Annotated in this window: 14 protein-coding genes and 5 pseudogenes; 8 read left to right on the top strand and 11 right to left on the bottom strand. The window is 54.9% G+C overall.

Annotated elements, in window-relative coordinates; translation table 11 throughout:
- The first annotated feature begins 44 nt into the window (after positions 1 to 44).
- Positions 45 to 2,696: pseudogene (gene ppc / locus JZM30_RS21500) on the top strand (phosphoenolpyruvate carboxylase).
- Positions 2,697 to 2,752: 56 nt separating this feature from the next.
- On the opposite strand, the gene JZM30_RS21495 reads toward ppc, so the two are convergent.
- Together JZM30_RS21495 and udp are read right to left on the bottom strand one after the other, a co-directional pair.
- Positions 2,753 to 3,538, bottom strand: a complete 786-nt coding sequence (locus JZM30_RS21495) for a tyrosine-protein phosphatase (RefSeq protein WP_252321255.1) — start codon at positions 3,536 to 3,538, stop codon at positions 2,753 to 2,755.
- A 29-nt stretch (positions 3,539 to 3,567) separates the two neighbouring features.
- Positions 3,568 to 4,335, bottom strand: a complete 768-nt coding sequence (gene udp, locus JZM30_RS21490; RefSeq protein WP_252321254.1) for a uridine phosphorylase — start codon at positions 4,333 to 4,335, stop codon at positions 3,568 to 3,570.
- 173 nt (positions 4,336 to 4,508) lie between these two features.
- Between udp and JZM30_RS21485 the strand changes: the two genes are divergently transcribed.
- Entirely contained in the window at positions 4,509 to 5,336 is an 828-nt protein-coding gene (locus JZM30_RS21485; RefSeq protein WP_252321253.1) for a dienelactone hydrolase family protein, read from the top strand.
- Between the two features lie 52 nt (positions 5,337 to 5,388).
- Here the strand turns inward: JZM30_RS21485 and metE are convergent.
- Positions 5,389 to 7,658 (bottom strand): annotated as a pseudogene (metE, locus tag JZM30_RS21480) (5-methyltetrahydropteroyltriglutamate--homocysteine S-methyltransferase).
- Positions 7,659 to 7,761: 103 nt separating this feature from the next.
- Between metE and metR the strand changes: the two are divergent.
- On the top strand, positions 7,762 to 8,700 hold the full coding sequence (gene metR, locus JZM30_RS21475; RefSeq protein ID WP_252321252.1) for an HTH-type transcriptional regulator MetR: 939 nt from the start codon (positions 7,762 to 7,764) through the stop codon (positions 8,698 to 8,700).
- Here metR and JZM30_RS21470 read toward each other — a convergent pair.
- The 6 genes and pseudogenes from JZM30_RS21470 to JZM30_RS21445 form a co-directional block, all read right to left on the bottom strand.
- Entirely contained in the window at positions 8,603 to 9,502 is a 900-nt protein-coding gene (locus tag JZM30_RS21470) for a carboxylate/amino acid/amine transporter (RefSeq protein ID WP_252321251.1), read from the bottom strand. The two genes, metR and JZM30_RS21470, sit on opposite strands and share 98 nt — an antisense overlap.
- 96 nt (positions 9,503 to 9,598) lie before the next feature.
- Positions 9,599 to 10,118 (bottom strand): annotated as a pseudogene (pagP, locus tag JZM30_RS21465) (lipid IV(A) palmitoyltransferase PagP).
- Between the two features lie 344 nt (positions 10,119 to 10,462).
- Positions 10,463 to 11,284 carry a serine O-acetyltransferase gene (gene cysE, locus JZM30_RS21460; RefSeq protein WP_252321250.1) on the bottom strand — a complete coding sequence of 274 codons (822 nt, stop codon included), beginning with the start codon at positions 11,282 to 11,284 and terminating at the stop codon, positions 10,463 to 10,465.
- A gap of 177 nt (positions 11,285 to 11,461) precedes the next feature.
- Positions 11,462 to 12,474 (bottom strand): annotated as a pseudogene (gene gpsA / locus JZM30_RS21455) (NAD(P)H-dependent glycerol-3-phosphate dehydrogenase).
- A complete protein-coding gene (gene secB, locus JZM30_RS21450) occupies positions 12,474 to 12,959 on the bottom strand; it encodes a protein-export chaperone SecB (protein ID WP_252321249.1) in 486 nt (161 codons plus the stop codon). The pseudogene gpsA and the gene secB overlap by 1 nt, the downstream one beginning before the upstream one ends.
- 173 nt (positions 12,960 to 13,132) lie before the next feature.
- Positions 13,133 to 13,564 (bottom strand): rhodanese-like domain-containing protein, encoded by a 432-nt coding sequence (locus JZM30_RS21445; RefSeq protein ID WP_252321248.1) that lies wholly within the window; start codon positions 13,562 to 13,564, stop codon positions 13,133 to 13,135.
- A gap of 332 nt (positions 13,565 to 13,896) precedes the next feature.
- On the opposite strand from JZM30_RS21445, the pseudogene envC reads away from it, so the two are divergent.
- Positions 13,897 to 15,200, top strand: a pseudogene (envC, locus tag JZM30_RS21440) (murein hydrolase activator EnvC).
- Between the two features lie 19 nt (positions 15,201 to 15,219).
- Positions 15,220 to 16,155, top strand: coding sequence for a divergent polysaccharide deacetylase family protein (locus JZM30_RS21435; protein WP_438801537.1), 936 nt, complete (start codon positions 15,220 to 15,222; stop codon positions 16,153 to 16,155).
- Positions 16,156 to 16,196: 41 nt separating this feature from the next.
- On the opposite strand, the gene tdh is transcribed toward JZM30_RS21435, so the two are convergent.
- Complete coding sequence (gene tdh, locus JZM30_RS21430; protein WP_252321247.1) at positions 16,197 to 17,222, bottom strand: L-threonine 3-dehydrogenase; 1,026 nt, start codon at positions 17,220 to 17,222, stop codon at positions 16,197 to 16,199.
- Positions 17,223 to 17,235: 13 nt separating this feature from the next.
- Positions 17,236 to 18,432 carry a glycine C-acetyltransferase gene (locus tag JZM30_RS21425; protein ID WP_252321246.1) on the bottom strand — a complete coding sequence of 399 codons (1,197 nt, stop codon included), beginning with the start codon at positions 18,430 to 18,432 and terminating at the stop codon, positions 17,236 to 17,238.
- 243 nt (positions 18,433 to 18,675) lie between these two features.
- Here JZM30_RS21425 and rfaD point away from each other — a divergent pair, with 243 nt between their 5' ends.
- The 3 genes from rfaD to rfaC all read left to right on the top strand — a co-directional run bounded on the left by rfaD (position 18,676) and on the right by rfaC (position 21,804).
- Complete coding sequence (gene rfaD, locus JZM30_RS21420; RefSeq protein WP_252321245.1) at positions 18,676 to 19,608, top strand: ADP-glyceromanno-heptose 6-epimerase; 933 nt, start codon at positions 18,676 to 18,678, stop codon at positions 19,606 to 19,608.
- Positions 19,609 to 19,735: 127 nt separating this feature from the next.
- Positions 19,736 to 20,785, top strand: a complete 1,050-nt coding sequence (gene rfaF, locus JZM30_RS21415) for an ADP-heptose--LPS heptosyltransferase RfaF (RefSeq protein ID WP_252321244.1) — start codon at positions 19,736 to 19,738, stop codon at positions 20,783 to 20,785.
- Complete coding sequence (gene rfaC / locus JZM30_RS21410) at positions 20,785 to 21,804, top strand: lipopolysaccharide heptosyltransferase RfaC (RefSeq protein ID WP_252321243.1); 1,020 nt, start codon at positions 20,785 to 20,787, stop codon at positions 21,802 to 21,804. The genes rfaF and rfaC overlap by 1 nt, the downstream gene beginning before the upstream one ends.
- Positions 21,805 to 21,882: the final 78 nt, after the last annotated feature.

Raw genomic sequence — 21,882 nt, 5'->3', positions numbered from 1 at the left:
CAATGAAACAAACTTACAAAAAATAGAGATGGGTCAGGGTAAATATGAACGAACAATATTCCGCGATGCGAAGTAATGTGAGCATGCTGGGTAAACTTCTTGGTGACACCATCAAGGATGCATTAGGAGAGAGTATTCTTGATAAGGTCGAGACGATCCGTAAGCTGTCAAAATCGCCCCGCGCAGGCAATGAAAAGCACCGTCAGGAGCTGTTGAACACGCTGCAAAATCTCTCCAATGAGGAGTTGCTCCCAGTCGCGCGCGCCTTCAGCCAGTTCCTTAATCTGACCAACACAGCAGAGCAATATCACTCAATTTCGCCACGCGGCGAAGCGGCCAGCAACCCGGAAATTTTATCTCAGGGGTTCGATCGTCTGAAAGCGCAGGCACACTTAAGCGAACGCGATATTCGTGACGCGGTGGAGATGCTCTCCATTGAACTGGTGCTGACCGCACACCCTACAGAAATTACCCGTCGCACGCTGATTCATAAGCTGGTTGAGGTAAACACCTGCCTAAAACAGTTCGATCACAACGATCTGGCAGACTATGAGCGCAACCAGATCATGCGCCGTCTGCGTCAGTTGATCGCCCAGTCGTGGCATACGGATGAGATCCGTAAGATCCGCCCAACCCCCCCCCGTAGACGAAGCCAAATGGGGCTTTGCCGTGGTGGAAAACAGCCTGTGGGAAGGGGTGCCAGCCTTCCTGCGCGAGCTGGATGAGCAGTTGGAAAAATCCTTTGGTTTCCGCCTGCCGGTGGATTCTGTCCCCGTACGCTTTACCTCTTGGATGGGTGGCGACCGCGATGGCAACCCAAACGTGACCGCCAAAATTACCCGTCACGTCCTGCTGCTGAGCCGTTGGAAAGCCGCAGACCTGTTTTTGCGTGATATTCAGGTACTGGTGTCCGAGCTTTCCATGTCGGAATGCACACCGGAGCTGCGTGAGCGCACCGGTATCGCAGAAGGGGAATAGGTTCAGGAACCCTATCGCGTTATTATGAAATCCCTGTGTGCGCAGCTTAACGCGACCCTGACTTACCTTGAGGGCAGCCTGAAGGGCGAGCGCACGCCGCGTCCGCACGATCTGCTGGAACACAACGAACAGCTGTGGGAACCGCTGCACGCGTGTTACCAATCGCTACATGCCTGTGGCATGGGCATTATCGCCGACGGCCAACTGCTCGATACCCTGCGCCGCGTGCGCTGTTTCGGCGTGCCGTTGGTACGTATCGATGCTCGTCAGGAAAGTACGCGTCATACGGAAGCACTGGCGGAAATCACCCGCTACCTTGGGCTGGGCGACTACGAAAGCTGGTCTGAATCCGACAAGCAGGCGTTCCTGATTCGAGAATTAAGTTCCAAACGTCCGTTGTTGCCCCGTCAGTGGGAACCGAGCGCAGAAACCAAAGAAGTGCTGGATACCTGCCAGGTGATCGCCGAAGCGCCGCAGGGCTCTATCGCCGCTTACGTGATCTCCATGGCGCGCACACCATCCGACGTGCTGGCCGTGCACCTGCTGTTAAAAGAAGCGGGTTGTCCCTTCGCCTTGCCAGTCGCCCCGCTGTTTGAAACGCTGGATGACCTGAACAACGCCGACGATGTGATGAAGCAACTGCTGGGTATCGACTGGTATCGCGGCTTTATCCAGGGCAAGCAGATGGTGATGATCGGCTATTCCGACTCCGCCAAAGATGCGGGCTTGATGGCGGCTTCCTGGGCGCAATACCGCGCGCAGGACGCACTGATCAAAACCTGCGAGAAAGCAGGCATTGCGCTTACGCTGTTCCACGGACGCGGCGGCTCCATCGGTCGCGGTGGCGCACCGGCTCACGCCGCCCTGCTGTCACAACCGCCGGGCAGCCTGAAAGGCGGCCTGCGCGTCACCGAACAGGGAGAAATGATCCGCTTCAAGTTCGGTTTACCGGAAGTGACCATCAGCAATTTGTCGCTCTATACCGGTGCTATCATTGAGGCTAACCTGCTGCCGCCGCCAGAGCCGAAACCGGAATGGCACGACATCATGGATGAGCTTTCTCGCGTGTCTTGCGATATGTATCGCGGTTATGTGCGTGAAAATCACGACTTTGTGCCTTACTTCCGCGCCGCAACGCCGGAACTGGAACTGGGTAAACTGCCGCTCGGCTCACGTCCGGCCAAACGCCGTCCTAACGGTGGTGTAGAAAGCCTGCGCGCCATTCCGTGGATTTTTGCCTGGACGCAAAACCGCCTGATGCTACCAGCCTGGTTGGGCGCGGGCGCGGCGTTGCAAAAAATCGTGGAAAATGGTCAGCAGAAAGCGCTGGAAACCATGTGCCGCGACTGGCCGTTCTTCTCCACGCGTATCGGGATGCTGGAAATGGTGTTCGCCAAAGCGGACCTGTGGCTGGCGGAATACTACGATCAGCGTCTGGTCGACGAAAAACTGTGGCCTTTGGGCAAAGAGTTGCGCGACCAGTTGGCGGCAGATATCAACGTGGTGCTGCGGATTTCCAACGATGACCATCTGATGGCAGATTTGCCGTGGATTGTTGAATCTATCGCGCTGCGTAACGTCTATACCGACCCGTTAAACGTGCTGCAAGCCGAGCTGTTACACCGTTCGCGTGAGCAGGAAAACCCAGCCTAGAGGCGGAACTGGCGCTGATGGTGACCATTGCCGTCGTGGCAGCGGGTATGCGCAACACGGGCTAACCGCAACACCGCTCTGTTCCCGCCTCACATTGAGGCGGGATATCGCCTTGCTTTACTTAGTCAGCCAGATACTTACGCTGCAATTGGTAGCGCGCGTCATCATCCAGCCCATAGTCCGTCGCCAGCCAACGGTTTATAGAACCATAGCGTTCTTTGATAGTTCGCAGTGCGGTCGCCAGAAAGGCTTCCTGAACCGAGAGCACAAAGGAGAATTGCGACAGCGCTTTCTCATTCAGCGTATCGGCCAGCGATGTCAGCAGTTGCTCGCGAAAAGGCGCAAGGGTGATGTCCGTAACCAGATAATCTTCCATCACCGTCTTTTCATCCACCCCGAGCGCAAACAACACCAGAGCGGAGCCGATGCCGGTACGATCTTTGCCGACAGCACAGTGCTGCACCAGTGCCCCTTCTTCTGGTCTCTGCAACAGGGCAACCAGTTGACGATAGGCGGGATTGTTGAAAGGCAAACGCCGATAGAGTTCCAGCATAAAGGCCTGTGAGTCAAACGCAGAGAACTGATCTGAACCCAACGACTCCAGACTGGCCGTGACCTCGTGGCGAATCGGGTTGGCGGGGCACGTGTGATAATGCGCGCCTTCCCATAGAATATCAGGCTTGGCCGTCACTTCATCCGGGTCACGATAGTCAACCACGTGCGACACGGGAACACCGGCCAGGTGCTCACAGTCCGCGGCACTCAGTTGATCCAACGAGCCTGCACGGAACAGTTTGCGCGGGCGAATACGTTGCCCATCTGCGGTATACAATCCACCTAAATCACGGAAATTGATGCCGCCCTCTAACGCAACCAAAGAGGGATGGCGTGGTGCTGATGTTGTCATACAACTCCTTGCAATACGTAGCGGAAAACTCAGGCACTCAATAACCGGCGTGCTGCATCCAGCACCACCGTAACGGCAGCGGTTTCCGCCAGCTTCATCGTCGCAACATCCGGTGTTTCCTGCTGGTTGCGGTTGACGATGACGCCTGCGACCATGCCCGCCCGCAACCCCTGACTGGAACACATGGTGAGCAGCGTGGCCGACTCCATTTCATAATTCAACACGCCCATGCTTTGCCACTCTTGCATTGAGCCTTGAAAACGTCGCACGACGCGCCCAGAGTAGGTATCGTAGCGCTCTTGCCCCGGATAAAACGTATCCGAAGAGGCGGTTACGCCAATGTGCAGCGGGAAACCTGAGGCCTTCGCAGCATCAACCAGCGCGGCAGTGCACGCAAAATCGGCCACAGCCGGATACTCCAGCGGTGCAAAGTGCAGGCTGGCACCGTCCAAACGCACAGCCGCCGTCGTCACCAACACATCCCCCACATTCATATCAGGCTGGATCGCCCCTGTGGTGCCCACGCGCAGAAAGGTTCTGACGCATAATTGCGCCAGTTCTTCCACCGCAATGGAGGTCGAGGGGCCGCCAATACCCGTAGAGCAGATAACCACCGGTTGCCCTGCAAGCGTAGCACGCCAAGTGGTAAATTCACGGTGCGCGGCCAGAAACACAGGGTTATCCATCTCGCGCGCGATTTTTTCAACCCGCGCCGGATCGCCGGGCACAATGGCTAACGTCGCCCCTTGCAGCCCCTGTTTGGTTAACCCCAGGTGGAACACATCAGATTCAGACATACTCGTCTCCTCATTATGGGCAAGATAGTACCGTTTATTATCCTAGCGCATCAGTACCCTAACAGCAGTGATATATCTCACTACCAAAAGAAACCAATACAGTGGTATACACTTATAAATTGCGCGCTGTCACACCAATAATCCCTTTTATGCTCAAGAGGAGAACAACCACCATGAAAGTGGCCGAACCGCTGGAACTCCGACAAACCGATCGGGCGATAACCCGTGCCGTTACGCCCCATACCGAGTCAACTATCCTCACCGACAGCCAAGGGATTATCGCGGGTGAGACCACCATTCCGTCCCAAGGTGAGCAGCTTCCCGCTTACCTCGCCAAACAGGCATCAGGTGATGGGCCTTATCCCATCATTCTGGTGGTGCAGGAAATTTTTGGGGTGCATCAGCATATTCAGGATGTTTGCCGTCGGCTGGCGAAACAGGGTTATATTGCCATCGCGCCAGAACTGTATTTCCGTCAGGGCGATCCACATCAGTATGATGATATTCCGACGTTGCTGAGCGTACTGGTCAGTAAGGTGCCGGATGCACAGGTGCTATTGGATCTCGATCGCACGGCCAACTGGGCCGTGCGGCAAGGCGGCGATGCTAACAAAATAGGGATTACCGGCTTCTGTTGGGGTGGGCGAATCAGTTGGCTGTATGCGGCGCACAATCCGCAGTTGAAAGCCGCCGTTGCCTGGTACGGTAAATTTTCCGGTAACAAAACCCTGACTACGCCGAAACACCCGGTGGATATCGCCGCCGATCTCAGTGCGCCCGTGCTCGGTTTGTACGGCGCAGAATATGGCAGTATCCCGCTCGATCAGGTCGAGCTGATGCGACAGGCGCTACGCTCCGCCAACGCCACGGCGGAGATTGTAGTGTATCCCAAGGCAGGACACACTTTCCATGCAGATTATCGCCCCAGCTATCATCAAGCGTCCGCTCAGGATGGCTGGCAGCGTATGCTGGCGTGGTTTGCGCAGTATGGTGTGAAATAAGCAAAAAAAACGCAGGGAGAAACGCCCTGCGTTTGATACCAACCTTGTGAGGTTAAACTTCGTTTGCGCGTAAGCGCTGTGCCGCTTCGAACATGTTAGCCAGTGATTGACGCGTTTCCGGCCAACCGCGCGTTTTCAGGCCGCAGTCCGGGTTGACCCACAGGCGCTCGGCGGGAATACGCTGCGCCACTTTACGCAACAGCGCTTCAATCCATTCCACGCTCGGTACGTTCGGTGAGTGGATATCGTACACGCCCGGCCCAATTTCATTCGGGTACTCGAACTCTTCGAACAACTCCAACAGCCCCATGTCGGAACGCGAGGTTTCAATGGTGATCACATCCGCATCCAATGCCGCAATGGAGTCCATGATGTCATTAAACTCGCAGTAACACATATGGGTGTGAATCTGGGTGTCATCCCGTACCACGGCCGCATTCAGACGGAATGCTTCCACGCCCCATGCCAGATAAGCCTGCCAGTCAGAACGGTGCAGCGGCAGCCCTTCACGCAGTGCCGGTTCATCAATCTGGATAATACCGATACCTGCACTTTCCAAATCCGCCACTTCATCACGCAGTGCCAGCACGATCTGCTTGGCGATGGTTTCACGGCTGACATCTTCGCGCGGGAACGACCAGCACAGGATGGTCACCGGCCCGGTCAACATACCTTTTACCGGCTTGTCGGTCAGGGATTGGGCATACTTGGCCCACTCGACTGTGATCGGTTCCGGGCGGCTGATATCACCAATGATCACCGGCGGTTTCACGCAGCGTGAACCGTAGCTCTGCACCCACCCGTTCTGGGTGAAGATAAAGCCATCCAGGTGTTCACCAAAATACTCGACCATGTCGTTACGTTCTGCTTCACCGTGCACCAATATGTCCAGACCCAGACGTTCCTGCTTGACAATCGCCTGTTTGATGTGTTCGGCGATGCCGGTACGGTAGTTGTTGCCATCAAGGCGGCCTTGCTTGAAGTCCAGACGCAGGCCACGAATTTCTGTGGTTTGCGGGAAGGAACCAATGGTGGTAGTCGGCCAGTCGGGCAGATTAAAACGTGCGCGCTGTGCCTCGGCACGTACCGGATAGGCGTGTTGACGCTGGCTATCCTGCGCGGTAATCGCCGCCATACGCTGAGTCACTGCCGCATTGTTAACATGCGTTGAGGTGCTGCGCGCACGAATCGGTGCGCTGTATTCCACCAGAGCAGCACCCTCGCCACTGTTCAGTGCCGCCGTCAGCAGCGACAGTTCAGCACACTTCTGCAATGCGAAGGCGAACCAGCTTTTAACTTCGTCATCCAAACGCGTTTCCACGCTCAGATCGATCGGGCTGTGCAGCAGAGAGCAGGGAGAACCGATCCACAGTTGACGCTGCCCGACCAGCGGTTGCAGGCGTTCAAACCAGGTGCTGAGATCCGCACGCCACACGTTACGACCGTTAATCACACCCAGTGATACCAGCCAATCAGCCGGCAGTTGCGCCAGCAGCGCAGCGGCATCATCCTTACCGTGCACCAGATCCACATGCAGACCTTGTACCGGCAGCGCACGGAGAGTATCCAGGTTATGGCCGATGCTGTCAAAATAGGTGGTCAACAGCAGTTTGACCGAGCCCTGCAACGCATCGTAAGCCGGTTTAAAGGCATCCAGCCACTCTTGCGGCAGTTCCAGCACCAGTGCAGGCTCATCAATCTGAACCCACTCGATACCACGTTTAGCCAGCTCTGCCAGCACCTGTTGATACACCGGCAGAATGTCTTTCAGCAGGGAGAGACGATCGAATGCGTCACCCTTCACTTTGCCCAACCACAGGTAGGTCACTGGCCCCAGCAGCACAGGTTTGACTTTGTGGCCCAGTGCCAACGCTTCGTCCACTTCGTCGAGCAGTTGCGTCTATGTCAAGGCAAAACGCTGTCCCTGAGTGAACTCGGGCACCATGTAGTGGTAGTTGGTGTTAAACCATTTGGTCATCTCTGCGGCGGCCGCCGGTTCGCCCGTCGGCGCACGACCACGGCCAATGCGGAACAGCGTGTCGATATCAACCTTGCCATCGGCATTTTGGTGGCACGCAGGCACGTTACCCAGCAGCAGGCTGGCGGTGTCAGTACATGATCATACCAGGCAAAATCACCCACCGGCAGCAAGTCAACGCCAGCGTCTTTCTGCTGTTGCCAGTGACGTGCCCGCAGCGATTTGCCCACTTCCAGCAGTTCAGCCTGAGTAAGGTTGCCTGCCCAATAGCCTTCTTGCGCTTTTTTCAGTTCACGGCGCAGTCCGACGCGCGGAAAACCCAGTGTGCGATTTAAAATTGCCATCGTTAATCCTCATTTAGCCGTCCAGATGTTTACACATCCATAATCAACAGGTACTGTATAATGCACAAGCGCAAATTATTCACTGTCATTGTGAAGGACTCTCATGATCGAACGGAAACACTTACGGACACTGCAAGCACTGCGCGGCACAGGCTCACTGGCAGCAGCTGCCGCGCAGCTTCACCAGACGCAATCGGCGCTTTCCCACCAGTTCAGTGAGCTGGAGCAGCGTCTGGGTTTTCGGCTGTTTGTACGTAAGAGCCAATCGCTGTGCTTTACTCCTCAGGGGGAAATCCTGCTGCAATTGGCCGATCAGGTGTTGCCCCAGATTCAACAGGCGTTGCAGGCATGCAACGAACCGCATCAGACCACGCTGCGTCTGGCGATTGAGTGCCATAGCTGTATTGAGTGGCCGACGCCCGCTCTGGGGCATTTCCACAGCCAGTGGCCGCAGGTGAACATGGACTTCAAATCCGGTGTCACCTTTGATCCCCAACCGGCAATGCAACAGGGGGAATTGGATCTGGTGATGACATCGGACATTTTGCCGCGCAGTGGGTTGCACTATTCACCTATGTTTGATTTTGAAGTGAGGCTGGTGCTGGCACCAGACCATGCATTAGCGAGCAAAGAGACGATTTCACCGGAGGATCTCGCCGATGAGATCCTGATGATCTATCCGGTTCAGCGCCAGCGCTTGGACATATGGCGTCATTTCCTGCAACCGGCAGGCATCAGTCCAACGTTAAAGAGCGTGGATAACACCCTATTGCTAATTCAGATGGTGGCAGCACGCATGGGTATTGCCGCGCTGCCACACTGGGTAGTGGAAAGTTTTGAGCGTCAGGGGTTGGTGGTGACCAAAACGCTGGGTGAGGGATTGTGGGGCCGACTGTACGCTGCGGTACGCGATGGAGAGCAGCGCCAGCCGGTACTTGAAGCCTTTATTCGTTCTGCCCGCCAGCACGCGTGTTCGCATCTGCCGTTCGTGCGGGATGCTGCACGACCCAGCGCAGGTGTACCAACAAAGCCGCAAGGATAATTAGAGACCCCAGCGAGAAACTCCCCCAGTCGGGCGTCTTCTGCCAGAAGAGGAAGTTAACCAGTAGTCCGGCAGGGACGTGAAAGTTGTTCATGATACTTAGCGTGCCCGCATCCACCTTGGTGGCACCGTAGTTCCACATGAAATAGCCCAGGCCGGAGACAATCGCCCCCAAGAAAACCAACACGCCCCACTGTATCGGGGCGGTGGGTAGTTTGGTGAAGTTGCCAAACAGTCCCCACGCTACCAGCGTCACCAATCCCGCCCCCAGATAAAACCAGGAAAACGCACTGTGCTGCGGCATCGGGTGCAGCTCCATCAGGCGTTTATAGCCTACTTGCCCTGCGGCGAAGCAAATATTGGCAACCTGAATCAGCAGAAAACCATGCCAAAAATGCGCACTGACGCCATGATAATGGATGACTACGGCCCCCAATACTGCCAGCAACGCGCTAAAGGCATAGCCCCAGCGCAAGCGCCGCCCGCTGATTACATCGTAAATCAACGTGACGTAAAGCGGCGTCATTACTGAAAACAGCAGCAGCGTCGGAACATCGAGATAGAGATAACTACGGAACAGCAGCAGGTACATCACGCCCAGTTGGATCACACCGATCAGCAGATACAATCCCAATACTTTGGCTGAATAACCACGCCAACGCAGGAACGGCAGAAAAACCACAGCGGCCAGCACTAAACGAAACATGGCAGAGAACCAGCTATCGACCTGCCACGCCAGATATTCGCCAATCAGGCTGAATGAAAATGCCCACAGAATGGTGGTAATGACCAGTAATAACACGCTGACACCCTAGTAAAAATGATAATGGGCCATTGTACCGCATTGGCTGCATAATCCTCGACCAATGCGGTTTACATTTGGTTTATATACCAACGATTAGATTTGCCAGCGCAGCCAGGCAAAAAAGACGTTGCCGTTGTTGTAGGTGCCAGGAATGTAGGTCGCCTGAAAAGAGAGGCGCTGATAGTTCACCGAGACCAGCGGCAATAGCACCGGAATCGGGATATAGTGCCAGTTGTCCCGCATAGTAACGCCAGCGGTGAAACCCGCACCCAATTGGAAATCCGGATTCGTGGTAGGCGTCCAGCGTTTCTCAAGGCCATAACCGCCGATGGGCTCCCATTTGTTGAAGGAATCCTTGAACGCCATCAGGTACAGACCGTGCCAATCGCCGTCGGCATCCAGACGTGACACGCCATAGCCTGCGCCCCCAAGGACGTTCATTGTACTTGTCGGTTTTCTCTTTGTCGTAAGTCCAGCGGTTATGCCAGGTGATAGCCGGGATATAGAGATCCTGACTTGACGAATTCTACCAGGTTTCTGACAGATTAAATTTGGCTTTTTGCCACCAACTGCCCTGCCCATTGCTCTGCACAGACTCATTCGACATTTCCACGGCGGAATCCGTTGGGGCAGCGAGGGAAGGAAGCGAGAACAGAAAAGGGTAAATATCACACGCATCAGATACATCTTTGCTTCTCGTAAACCATCAATGTTGTTGCGAGACCTGAACCGTCAGATGACAGGGAAAGTCTGGTTTAGGAAAACAGGCCACGGGTAAAAGCCTGTCCAAACCGGTATTATGACGGATTCACACGCTATATTGCGTGTAATTGTCGGTGAAGCGGCAATATTTGAGATATTTCTTATAAGAAAATATCTTAGCTCAGCTGAATATTCGGATAGTATGCGATATAAGTAGGGAAAATCATTTGAAAAACAGCTTACGGTAAGAAGAACTCAAATCCCATCGCCGTATTGAAATCCCCGATTGATCCCATTGAAGTATTGATCCATGTCCATTGCGGGTTTGTCGCTTTCCGGACGCCCCACAATGCGCGCCGGGACGCCCGCCGCCGTGGTATGCGCCGGAACTGGCTGCAACACCACGGAACCTGCGCCAATTTTTGCGCCGCGCCCAACTTCAATATTACCGAGAATTTTGGCACCCGCGCCAATCATAACCCCTTCGCGGATCTTGGGATGGCGATCGCCGCTAGTTTTCCCGGTCCCGCCCAAGGTGACAGATTGCAGGATAGACACGTCATTTTCCACCACCGCCGTCTCACCAATAACAATCCCGGTGGCATGATCGAGCATGATCCCACAACCAATGGTCGCAGCCGGGTGAATATCGACGCCAAACGACACCGAAATCTGGTTCTGAAAATAAATAGCCAGCTCTTTACGCCCCTGATACCAGAGCCAATGACCAATACGGTAGGCCTGAAGCGCATGAAATCCTTTCAGGTAAAGCAGCGGCGTGGAGTATTTATTCACCGCCGGGTCACGCTGACACACCGCGCTAATGTCGCACGCGGCTGACAGAATCATTTGCGGATCGGCACGGTAGGCCTCTTCCACTACTTCGCGAATGGCGATCGCCGGCATGATGGAATTTGCCAACTTGTTCGCCAGCATATAACTCAATGCGCTGCCCAGGTTTTCATGTTTCAGCAATGTGGCATGAAAAAAGCTGGCCAACATCGGCTCGCAATCAGCCAGCGACCGGCCTTCTGCTTTGATATTTGCCCACACCAATTCCAATTCATCAGTCGACATTGCCTTCACTCCCCTGCCGCACCGTTCATTGCGATGCGCTGACACGTTACATTTATTGTTATCGCCCGGCACGCTTGCCAAAGACTCGCGTAGCCGCCAGCATACGATATATACGATATAAAAGCCAAAAAACGCCAGAAGACCAGCGTCACCATTGGCCTCAAGGATAACGTTGTATTATTCGCGCTCGCTTTCGTCTTTGCGCGTTCTACCAAGCAGGGTAAGCGCCGCTTCGCGCGCGGCCTTGCCACAGTATAAAACCTGCCACAGTTGTTCACTGATGGGCATTTCTACCCCATGACGCTGCGCCAACGCCAGCACCTCTTTGGTATTGCGATAACCTTCCACCACCTGACCAATCTGATCCTGAGCGCTTTGTACATCCAGCCACTGGCCCAGCATCATGCCAAAGCGGCGGTTACGAGATTGGTTATCGGTACAGGTCAGCACCAGATCGCCCAGCCCAGCCATCCCCATAAACGTGGCGGGATCGGCCCCAAGCGCCACGCCAAGCCGCGTCATTTCCGCCAGTCCACGCGTGATGAGCGCCGTGCGCGCATTGGCACCAAAGCCAATGCCATCGGACATGCCAGCGCCAATAGAAATCACATTTTTCCGCCAAGCTGAACGCCGATAAGATCGGGGTTACTGTAGACGCGAAAACTCTTACCACAGTGCAGCAGCGTTTGCAGATCGTCAGAAAACGTTTTGTCTGTCGCGGCCAGCGCGATAGCGGTGGGTAATCCCGCCGCGAGTTCTTTCGCGAACGTCGGACCAGAAATCACCGCCAGAGGAATCTCTTCACCTAATGCTTCCCGCGCCACATCTTGCAACAAGCGCCCGGTTTCTGCCTCCAACCCTTTTGTCGCCCACACCAAGCGTGCATCGGCACGCAGCAGCGGTTTTAGCTGACGCAGCACGTCACCAAACACATGGCTCGGCACCACCACCAAAATATCGCGACTCGCCGCCAGCGCCTGCGCTAAATCAGACTCGAGGTGCAGCGTATCGGGGAAAGGCACATCCGGTAGGAACGCCTGGTTACACCGGGCGGCCTGCAATGTCTGTATGTGCGCAGGATCGTGTCCCCACAGCACCACGGAGTGACCATTGCGGGCCAGCGTAATCGCCAGGGCGGTGCCGTATGAACCGGCACCGACCACTGTCATGGAAGCATTAGCTGTGCTCATCAGGCATCCAGGCGCGGTGCGCCGTTTTCACCTTCTGCGGACTGCCCTTCCGTTTGCTGTTGCAGATAGTTCATGAACAGCGCATCGAAGTTCACCGGCGCCAGATTCAACTGCGGGAATGTACTGCGTGTCACCATGCTGGTCACACATTCACGCGCATACGGGAACAGAATGTTCGGGCAGTAAGCGCCCAGGCAATGTGCAAGTTGCGTGCCTTCCAGACCGCCAACGGTGAAAATACCCGCTTGCTGAACTTCACACAGGAACGCAGTATTTTCGCCCAGCGTCGAGGTTACCGTTACGCGCAGCACAACTTCATACATGTCTTCCGCCAGTTGGCTGGACGCCGTATCCAGATCCAGTTTAACTTTCGGTTGCCAATCCTGTTGAAACACCTGAGGAGCATTCGGCGCTTCAAAAGAGACATCCTTGGTGTAAATACGTTGAATCTGAAAAGTCATTTCGGCGGAGTTTTGTTCGGACATGTTGGCTAATACCTTTAATGTTAACGTTTTTAATGCGCCGCATTCACCGTGTGGCAGCGGACGCCAATGTGTGCATTTAAAATCGAACGATGCGCGCAGGGAACCTGCGCCTAGTTACAACCTACCATACCTTTACGGCATGCTTTAAAGACATTCGGCTTGCGCCATCGCGCTTATTTACCCTGCACCAGCGGAAGATTCTCACCACTCCAGCCGGACAAGCCGTCTTTCAGAACAGACACGCGTTCAAAACCGGCTTTCAGCAAGTTGTCAGCTGATTCACGCGAGCTGATACCGTTCACGCAAACGACAATCACAGGGCGCGCTTTGTGTTTCTCCAACTCGCCCAGACTGCCATTCTTAATGTCGTTAGGCAGCAGGTTGATGGCGTTGGCAATGTGGCCACGACGGAAATCATCACGGTTGCGCAAATCAACGATAACCGCTTCTTCTTTATTGATAAGTTGAATGGCTTCGCCACGCGCGATTTCTTTCACATTGGGAAGCTTACTTTTCACGGTCATGACAATAACGGCAACCAACAGTGCAACCCAGGCGATACTCATAATCGGATGCCTGCTTACGAACGACATAATCTCTTGCATGGGGGGTAACAGCTCCCGAATCAGTTAATCAACAAAAATCAAGGTTTCTGAGTATACCTATGCGGTACAGCAATTACAGCCTGTAACAACCAGTAAGCCGCTAAACTGTAACTCTATCTGTGGTATGAATCAGAAAAATCGTAGCGACCGCCGCTAACGTTTGTGCCATTTTATGTGTATTGCACCCTTTTTATCTATGCTTGATGCAGTTCATCCTGTGTAAACCTTACCCAAGATGCGCACCTCTGCAACATGTTCTTTCATTATCGGAGAGAGAAAAGCGCGGTAGGATGACTGGTCAGGGGCTGCCCATCGTGAAATAATCCCATCTTATGAATAAGAAAGCGTCAGTGGTCTCGCCCCGAGTACCATGCAGTGTGCATGCTCAGGGTTCAAGCACAGGCAAATCACCGCTGCATGCGCTGCTCGCGATATGTATCAGCGCGGTTTGCGTTGGGGCTTTTGCGTGGCCGACGCTCGGGCTCGGTGCCGATAATCAGCAACAGCTCAAGACGCTGCAACAGGATATCGCGGAGAAGGAAAAACGCGTTCAAGAGCAGAAACAGCAACGCAGCGCGCTGCTCAGCCAGTTACAGCAGCAAGAACAATCCATCGCCCGGGCCAGTCGCCAACTGCGTGACACCACGGGAACGCTTGCCACACTTAGCGAATAGCTTAAAGCGCTGGCAACCTCCATCACCAAACTCGAAAGCCAAAGAAAGCAGCAGGAAGCGCTGCTGGCACGCCAATTAGACGCCGCCTTTCGTCAGGGTCAACACAACGGCTTGCAACTGATCCTCAGCGGCGAAGAGAGCCAGCGTAGCGAGCGTATTTTGGCCTACTTTGGTTACCTGAATGAAGCTCGCCAGCAAAACATCGCTGAGTTGCAACACACCCGCACCGAGCTCGCCGCACAGAAACGGCAGGTAGAGCAGAAGCAAGCAACGCAAAAAACGTTGCTTGCCGAGCAGCAAACACAGCAAAAGGCGTTGGAGCAAGCGCGGGGTGAACGTAAACAAACCCTATCCACGCTGGAAAAAGATCAGCAGCAACTGACAGAATTACGACAGAATGAAGCACGCCTGCGCGACCAGATTGCCCGCGCTGAACGCGAAGCCAAAGCGCGAGCCGAACGCGAAGCGCGCGAGGCAGCCAAGGTGCGTGAACATGAAGAACAAGCCAAACGCAGCGGCAGCCGTTACCAACCATCGGAAAGTGAGCGTTCACTTATGGCGCGCACGGCGGGTTGGGCCAACCCGCCGGTCAGGCTATCTGGCCAGTGAGGGGGCGTGTTGAACGACGTTTTGGTGAACCCTTGCAGGACGAATTGCGCTGGAAGGGATTGGTGATCGCGGCACCAGAGGGTGCCGATGTCAAGGCCATTGCCTATGGCACCGTGCTGATGGCGGATTGGCTGCAAGGGTATGGACTTGTTGTGGTGTTGCAGCACGGCAAGGAAGACATGAGCCTGTATGGCTATAACCAGGGCGCACTGGTGTCGGTCGGCGCACAGGTGAAAGCCGGACAACCGATCGCATTAGTGGGCACCAGCGGTGGCCAAAGCCAGCCTGTGCTCTACTTTGAAATTCGCCGTCAAGGTCAGGCGGTCGACCCACAACCTTGGTTAGGGAAATAACAGGGAAAACATTTTACCGATGTTACGAAAAGTACGCCGTCCGCTTCTCTTCACCTTGTTATTGGCATTTTGTTCATGGGCGATGGCGGGAAAGCTGTCAATTGTGATTGATGATTTCGGTTATCGGCCCCACAACGAAAATCAGATACTGGCGATGCCAACCGCCATCTCCATTGCGGTGTTGCCCAACGCGCCCTATGCCCGTGACATGGCAGTAAAAGCCCACCAGCAAGGGCGCGAGATATTGATCCACCTACCGATGGCTCCGATGGGAAAACAGCCTCTCGAGAAAGATACACTACGCCCGGAGATGAGTAGTGAAGAGATCGAACGCATTATCCGTCAGGCGGTAAATAACGTCCCTTACGCGGTCGGGTTAAATAACCATATGGGCAGCGCCATGACCTCCAGCTTGCCAGGTATGCAAAAGGTGATGCAGGCCCTCAACGCTTATCAGCTCTACTTTCTCGACAGCATGACTATCGGCAGCAGCCAATCCATTCCGGCTGCGGCGGGCACGCACGTCAAGGTGATCAAGCGTAAGGTCTTTTTAGACGATACTCAGAATGAGGCGGATATCCGCACCCAGTTTAATCGTGCGGTGCAACTGGCACGCCGTACCGGTTCGGCCATTGCCATCGGTCACCCGCACCCCGCGACTATCAAAGTGCTGCAACAGATGTTGCCCACGCTGGATACCGATATCGTTCTGGTGCGCCCCAGCCAGTTGTTGAATGAGCCGGTTCACTACCAGACGCTGCCCTATGAACCTCGTCCTGCGCAACCAGCACGTAAACCGTTCCGCAAACCGCAGCTGTGTACTATTAAACAGCCACTACCGCCGGTGGGTAACGACGTCTTCTTTAAACTGATCGGGGAAAGATTACGTGACAGTGCGCCCGTTCATTTTATTGAGCAGCGCTGGCGTACCTGGGTCACATCAGGGGATAAATAAATGCGTAGCGCGTCCTGGCCTCGGGGCGCGCTACGATGCCGTTAATCCCAGTGCAAAATCACTTTGCCGGATTGCCCAGAGCGCATCACATCAAAGCCCTGCTGAAAGTCATCTATTGGGAAGTGATGAGTGATAATCGGCGTTAAATCGAGGCCTGATTGGATTAATGACGCCATTTTGTACCAGGTTTCGAACATCTCCCGCCCGTAGATTCCTTTGATCGTCAGTCCTTTGGAAATCACTTCGTTCCAATCAACCATCATCGGTTCCGGCGGAATGCCAAGCAGCGCCACCCGCCCACCGTGGTTCATGGCATGCAACAACGCGTGCATCGCAGCTGGCGCGCCGGACATTTCCAGACCCACATCAAACCCTTCACGCACCCCCAACGACAACATGACATCCGCCAGCGTCTCTTGCGCCACATTCACCGCTCGCGTAACGCCCATTTTGCGCACAAGCTCCAGTCGATATTCATTAACGTCGGTGATCACCACATGGCGCGCCCCAACATGGCGGCACACCGCTGCTGCCATAATGCCTATCGGACCAGCGCCTGAAATCAGCACATCTTCACCGACCATATCGAACGACAGCGCGGTATGCACGGCATTGCCAAAGGGATCGAAAATCGCGGCCAGCTCATCAGAGATTCCATCGGGAATAGGAAACGCATTAAATGCCGGGATCACCAGATATTCAGCAAAGGCACCGGGACGATTCACGCCAACGCCGATGGTGTTACGGCAAAGATGACGCCTCCCCGCGCGGCAATTACGGCAAAAACCGCAGGTGATATGCCCTTCTCCCGCCACGCGATCGACGATCAGAAAGCCACTGACTTCCTGACCAATGGCAACGATTTCACCCACATATTCGTGCCCCACGATCATTGGAATGGGAATGGTCCTTTGCGACCAGCTATCCCAGTTGTAAATATGTACATAAGTACCGCAAATCGCCGTTTTACGGATCTTGATCATGATGTCGTTGTGGCCCACCTCCGGCAACGGCGCATCCATCATCCAGATACCGGGCTCCGACTTCAGTTTGGCGAGTGCTTTCATGCGTTTCCCTCCGTTAGCTGACAACACCAAGGCGTTTTCCAACCCGAATAAAGGCGGCTACGGCGCGTTCTATCTGCTCCGTGGTGTGCGCGGCCGACATCTGCGTGCGAATGCGCGCTTGCCCTTGCGGTACCACGGGATAGAAGAAGCCGGTGACGTATACTCCCTCACGCTGCATGGCCAATGCAAAATCTTGCGCCAGCCGTGCATCGCCCAACATCACCGGGATAATGGCGTGATCGGCACCCGCCAGCGTAAATCCAGCAGCCGTCATGCGCTGACGGAACAGCGCGGCGTTTTTCCACAACTGTTCACGCAGTGCATCCCCCTGTGCCAGCAAATCCAACACGGCAATGGAAGCCGTGACAATCGCGGGGGCCAGCGAGTTGGAAAACAGGTAAGGCCTGGAGCGTTGGCGTAGCCAATCAATCACCGGTTTACGCGCAGCAACATAGCCACCAGACGCACCGCCCAGCGCTTTGCCCAACGCACCGGTCAGAATATCGACGCGTCCCATTACATCGCAGTATTCATGGGAACCCCGCCCTTGCTTGCCGACAAACCCTACCGCGTGCGAGTCATCCACCATCACCAGCGCACCATAACGCTCTGCCACATCGCAAATGCCTTTCAGGTTGGCGATCACGCCATCCATTGAAAAGACGCCGTCGGTCGCCACCATCAGCGTGCGAGCGCCTTCCGCTTTTGCCTTTTGCAACTGTGCTTCCAGTTGCTGCATGTCGTTATTGTCATAGCGATAGCGACGCGCTTTACACAACCGGACGCCATCAATGATCGAGGCGTGATTCAGCGCATCGGAGATGATGGCATCGTCGTCACCCAGCAGGGTTTCGAACAGGCCGCCGTTAGCGTCGAAACAGGAGGAGTAAAGGATGGCATCTTCCATGCCGAGAAAATCCGCCAGCTTATTCTCCAGCGTTTTATGGATGTCTTGCGTGCCGCAAATAAAACGCACGGACGCCATGCCAAAACCGTGGCTGTCCAACCCAGCTTTCGCTGCTGCAATCAGGGTTGAGTTGTCTGCCAGCCCCAGATAGTTGTTGGCGCAGAAATTCAGCAAAGGGCCGCCGTCGGCCACCTCTATATCCGCACGTTGCGCCGTGGTGATAATCCTTTCTTCTTTAAACAGGCCGTCGGTTCGCACCGCCATTAGTTGCGCGGACAGACGCTGATAAAACGATGCAGGCATGGTGTCACTCCTTTGTGTAAGCCCGTACACAGCTTAATCAATCCTGTTTATTACGGTGACAGATAACGCCACAGAATCTGAAAAATGCCATGCGGGTCACGGCATGCCGTAACACCGCCTCGGTAAAACCTTGCGGCAGCACAAAATGGTGTACTGTCTGTAGTGCAACGAAATGTTATGATAGCAGTCATAAATAGTGTGGGGCGTGGTGCTTCACCCACGAGATTTACAAGGGTTACTCCCATGATCATCGTCACAGGCGGAGCCGGCTTTATCGGCAGCAATATTGTTAAATCATTGAATGACATCGGTTATCGAGACATTTTGGTGGTGGATAACCTGAAAGACGGCACCAAGTTTGTCAATCTGGTCGATCTGGACATTACCGATTACATGGACAAGGAAGACTTCATCGCCAGTATCGTTGCAGGCGACGATCTGGGCGATATCGATGCCATCTTCCATGAAGGTGCATGCTCTTCCACCACGGAGTGGGACGGCAAGTACATGATGGACAATAACTATCAGTACTCGAAAGAGGTGCTGCACTACTGTCTGGAACGTAGCATCCCGTTCCTGTACGCCTCTTCCGCAGCCACGTACGGTGGGCGCACCAGCGACTTTATTGAAGAACGTCAATACGAACAGCCGCTGAACGTTTACGGCTATTCCAAATTCCTGTTCGACCAATACGTGCGCGATATTCTGCCGCAGGCAGATTCCCAGATTTGCGGCTTCCGCTACTTCAACGTCTACGGCCCGCGCGAAGGGCACAAAGGCAGCATGGCGAGCGTCGCGTTTCATCTGAATAACCAGATCAATCAGGGCGAAAATCCAAAACTGTTCTCCGGCAGCGAAAATTTCCAACGCGATTTCATTTACGTTGGTGATGTGGCTGCGGTTAACCTGTGGTTCTGGCAGCACGGCGTTTCCGGTATTTTCAACTGCGGAACGGGTCGTGCCGAGTCATTCCAGGCCGTGGCCGATGCCGTGTTGGATTTCCACCAGAAAGACCAGGTGGAATACATTCCTTTCCCTGAAAAACTGAAAGGCCGTTACCAGGCCTTCACGCAAGCCGATTTGACCAAACTGCGCTCGGCAGGCTACGGCAAGCCATTCAAAACGGTGGCTGAAGGTGTCAGCGACTACCTGACCTGGCTGAACCGCTCCGCGTAAACGCCACAACAATGTGCGGCCGCACGTATGTATGGCCGCACGTTCCCGGTAAGCAGCAGGCACAGGATTGCATCCTTCGATGGCATTTTTCTGGCCGCCAAGCAAAAGAACATAAAAGATAAACGCTATGAAAATCCTGGTGATTGGCCCATCGTGGGTGGGTGACATGATGATGTCCCACAGTCTGTATCGTTCGCTCAAAGCACAGTACCCGGATGCACAGATTGATGTCATGGCGCCGGCTTGGTGCCGCCCGCTGTTGGACCGCATGCCGGAAGTGCGTCAGACGATGGCGATGCCGCTCGGGCACGGGGCGCTGGCGTTGGGTGAACGTCGGCGTTTAGGGGTGTCGTTGCGCGAGCAAGGTTACGATCGCGCCTATGTGCTACCGAACTCGTTTAAATCCGCGCTGGTGCCCTTCTTTGCCAAGGTGCCAGAGCGCACCGGTTGGCGCGGAGAGATGCGTTATGGCTTGCTTAACGATGTGCGGGTATTGGACAAAGCCGCGTTTCCCCTGATGGTGCAGCGCTATGTCGCCCTGGCCTATCCGCGCGACCAGATTCACCGAGCTGAAGATCTTCCACAGCCGCTGTTATGGCCGCAGCTACAGGTCGCACAGGCAGAAATCGACGCCGTGCTCCCCACCTTTGATTTAGTTAGCGGGCGCTCACTTATTGGTTTCTGCCCCGGCGCTGAATTTGGCCCCGCCAAGCGCTGGCCACACCATCACTATGCCAGTCTGGCACAAACTCTGATCGAACGCGGCCATCACGTTGTACTGTTCGGCTCAGCCAAGGATAACGAGGCGGGAGAAGCGATACGCGATACGTTACCAGAATCTCTGCGTGCCTTTTGCGCCAATCTGGCAGGCAAAACGTCACTGGATCAAGCCGTGGTGCTGATTGCCGCCTGTCACGTCGTGGTCAGCAATGACTCCGGATTAATGCACGTGGCAGCCGCGTTAAACCGTCCTCTGGTGGCACTCTATGGCCCCAGCAGTCCGGATTTCACACCGCCGCTGTCACATCAGGCCAGCGTTATCCGCTTGATTACTGGATATCATCGCGTGCGCAAAGGCGATGGCGAGCAGGGATATCACCAAAGCCTGATTGATATTCATCCTGAGCGCGTGTTGGAAGCCTTGACGCCTTACATCCAGACAAAGGAACATCGCTAATGCGGGTGCTGATCGTTAAAACCTCTTCCATGGGCGATATCTTGCACACGCTGCCTGCTTTGACGGATGCCATGCGCGTCATCCCCAATTTACGATTTGACTGGGTGGAGGAAGAAGGGTTTGCCCAAATCCCCACTTGGCATTCCGCCGTTGATCGCGTAATCCCCGTTGCCATCCGCCGCTGGCGTAAAAGCTGGTTCAGCGCAGAAATACGGCGTGAACGCGCGCAATTTAAGCAACAGCTGCGAGAGCGCCAGTACGATGCGGTAATTGACGCCCAGGGGCTGCTGAAAAGTGCGCTGTTGGTCACGCGTCTCGCGCGCGGGAAAAAACACGGTTTAGACAGCAGCAGCGCGCGTGAGCAGCTGGCCAGCATTTTCTATAACTACCGGCACCGTATTGCACGGCAGCAGCACGCCGTCGAGCGCATTCGCGAGCTTTTCGCGGCCAGCCTGAGCTATCGTAAGCCCAGTGAGCGGGGGGACTACGGTATTGCCCAGCATTTTCTGGCAGCACCGTCGGAAGATGCCGGGCGCTATCTGGTATTCCTACACGCCACCACCCGTTATGAAAAACATTGGCCCGAATCTCACTGGCTCGCACTGATCGCCAGCCTGCAACCGTCAGGATTGCGCATCAAACTCCCCTGGGGCACAGAGCATGAACATCAGCGAGCGCAGCGCCTTGCAGCCGACTTTCCACACGTCGACGTGTTACCGCGCCTGAGTTTGCAGCAGGTGGCCGCCGTACTGGCGGGGGCACAAGCGGTTGTTTCCGTCGATACTGGCCTGAGTCACCTGACGGCGGCATTGGATCGCCCAAATATCACACTCTATGGTCCTACCGATCCTGGGCTTATTGGTGGATATGGGCTCAATCAGGTGGTAGAACAATCTGAAAATCATCACATGAGCGCTATCTCTGCCGATGCGGTCCGGCAAAAGCTGTCAGAGTTGGTAGACTTACAGCCTCTCGACGCGACTTCCCTGCACACATCGGTGCAAAGCGCGCTTCCGTAAAGGCTTGCGCCGGGGCTACACTCATGCCATCCCGGATGGACGGGACAACGGGGATAGCCCTTGCTACGTGACCCAATG

Source organism: Candidatus Symbiopectobacterium endolongispinus, from assembly GCF_018777385.1.
In the GTDB taxonomy this organism is placed as follows: Bacteria; Pseudomonadota; Gammaproteobacteria; order Enterobacterales; family Enterobacteriaceae; genus Symbiopectobacterium; species Symbiopectobacterium endolongispinus.
The sequence above is the reverse complement of the archived record's forward strand: the minus strand, read 5'-3'. Positions and strand labels throughout refer to the sequence as shown.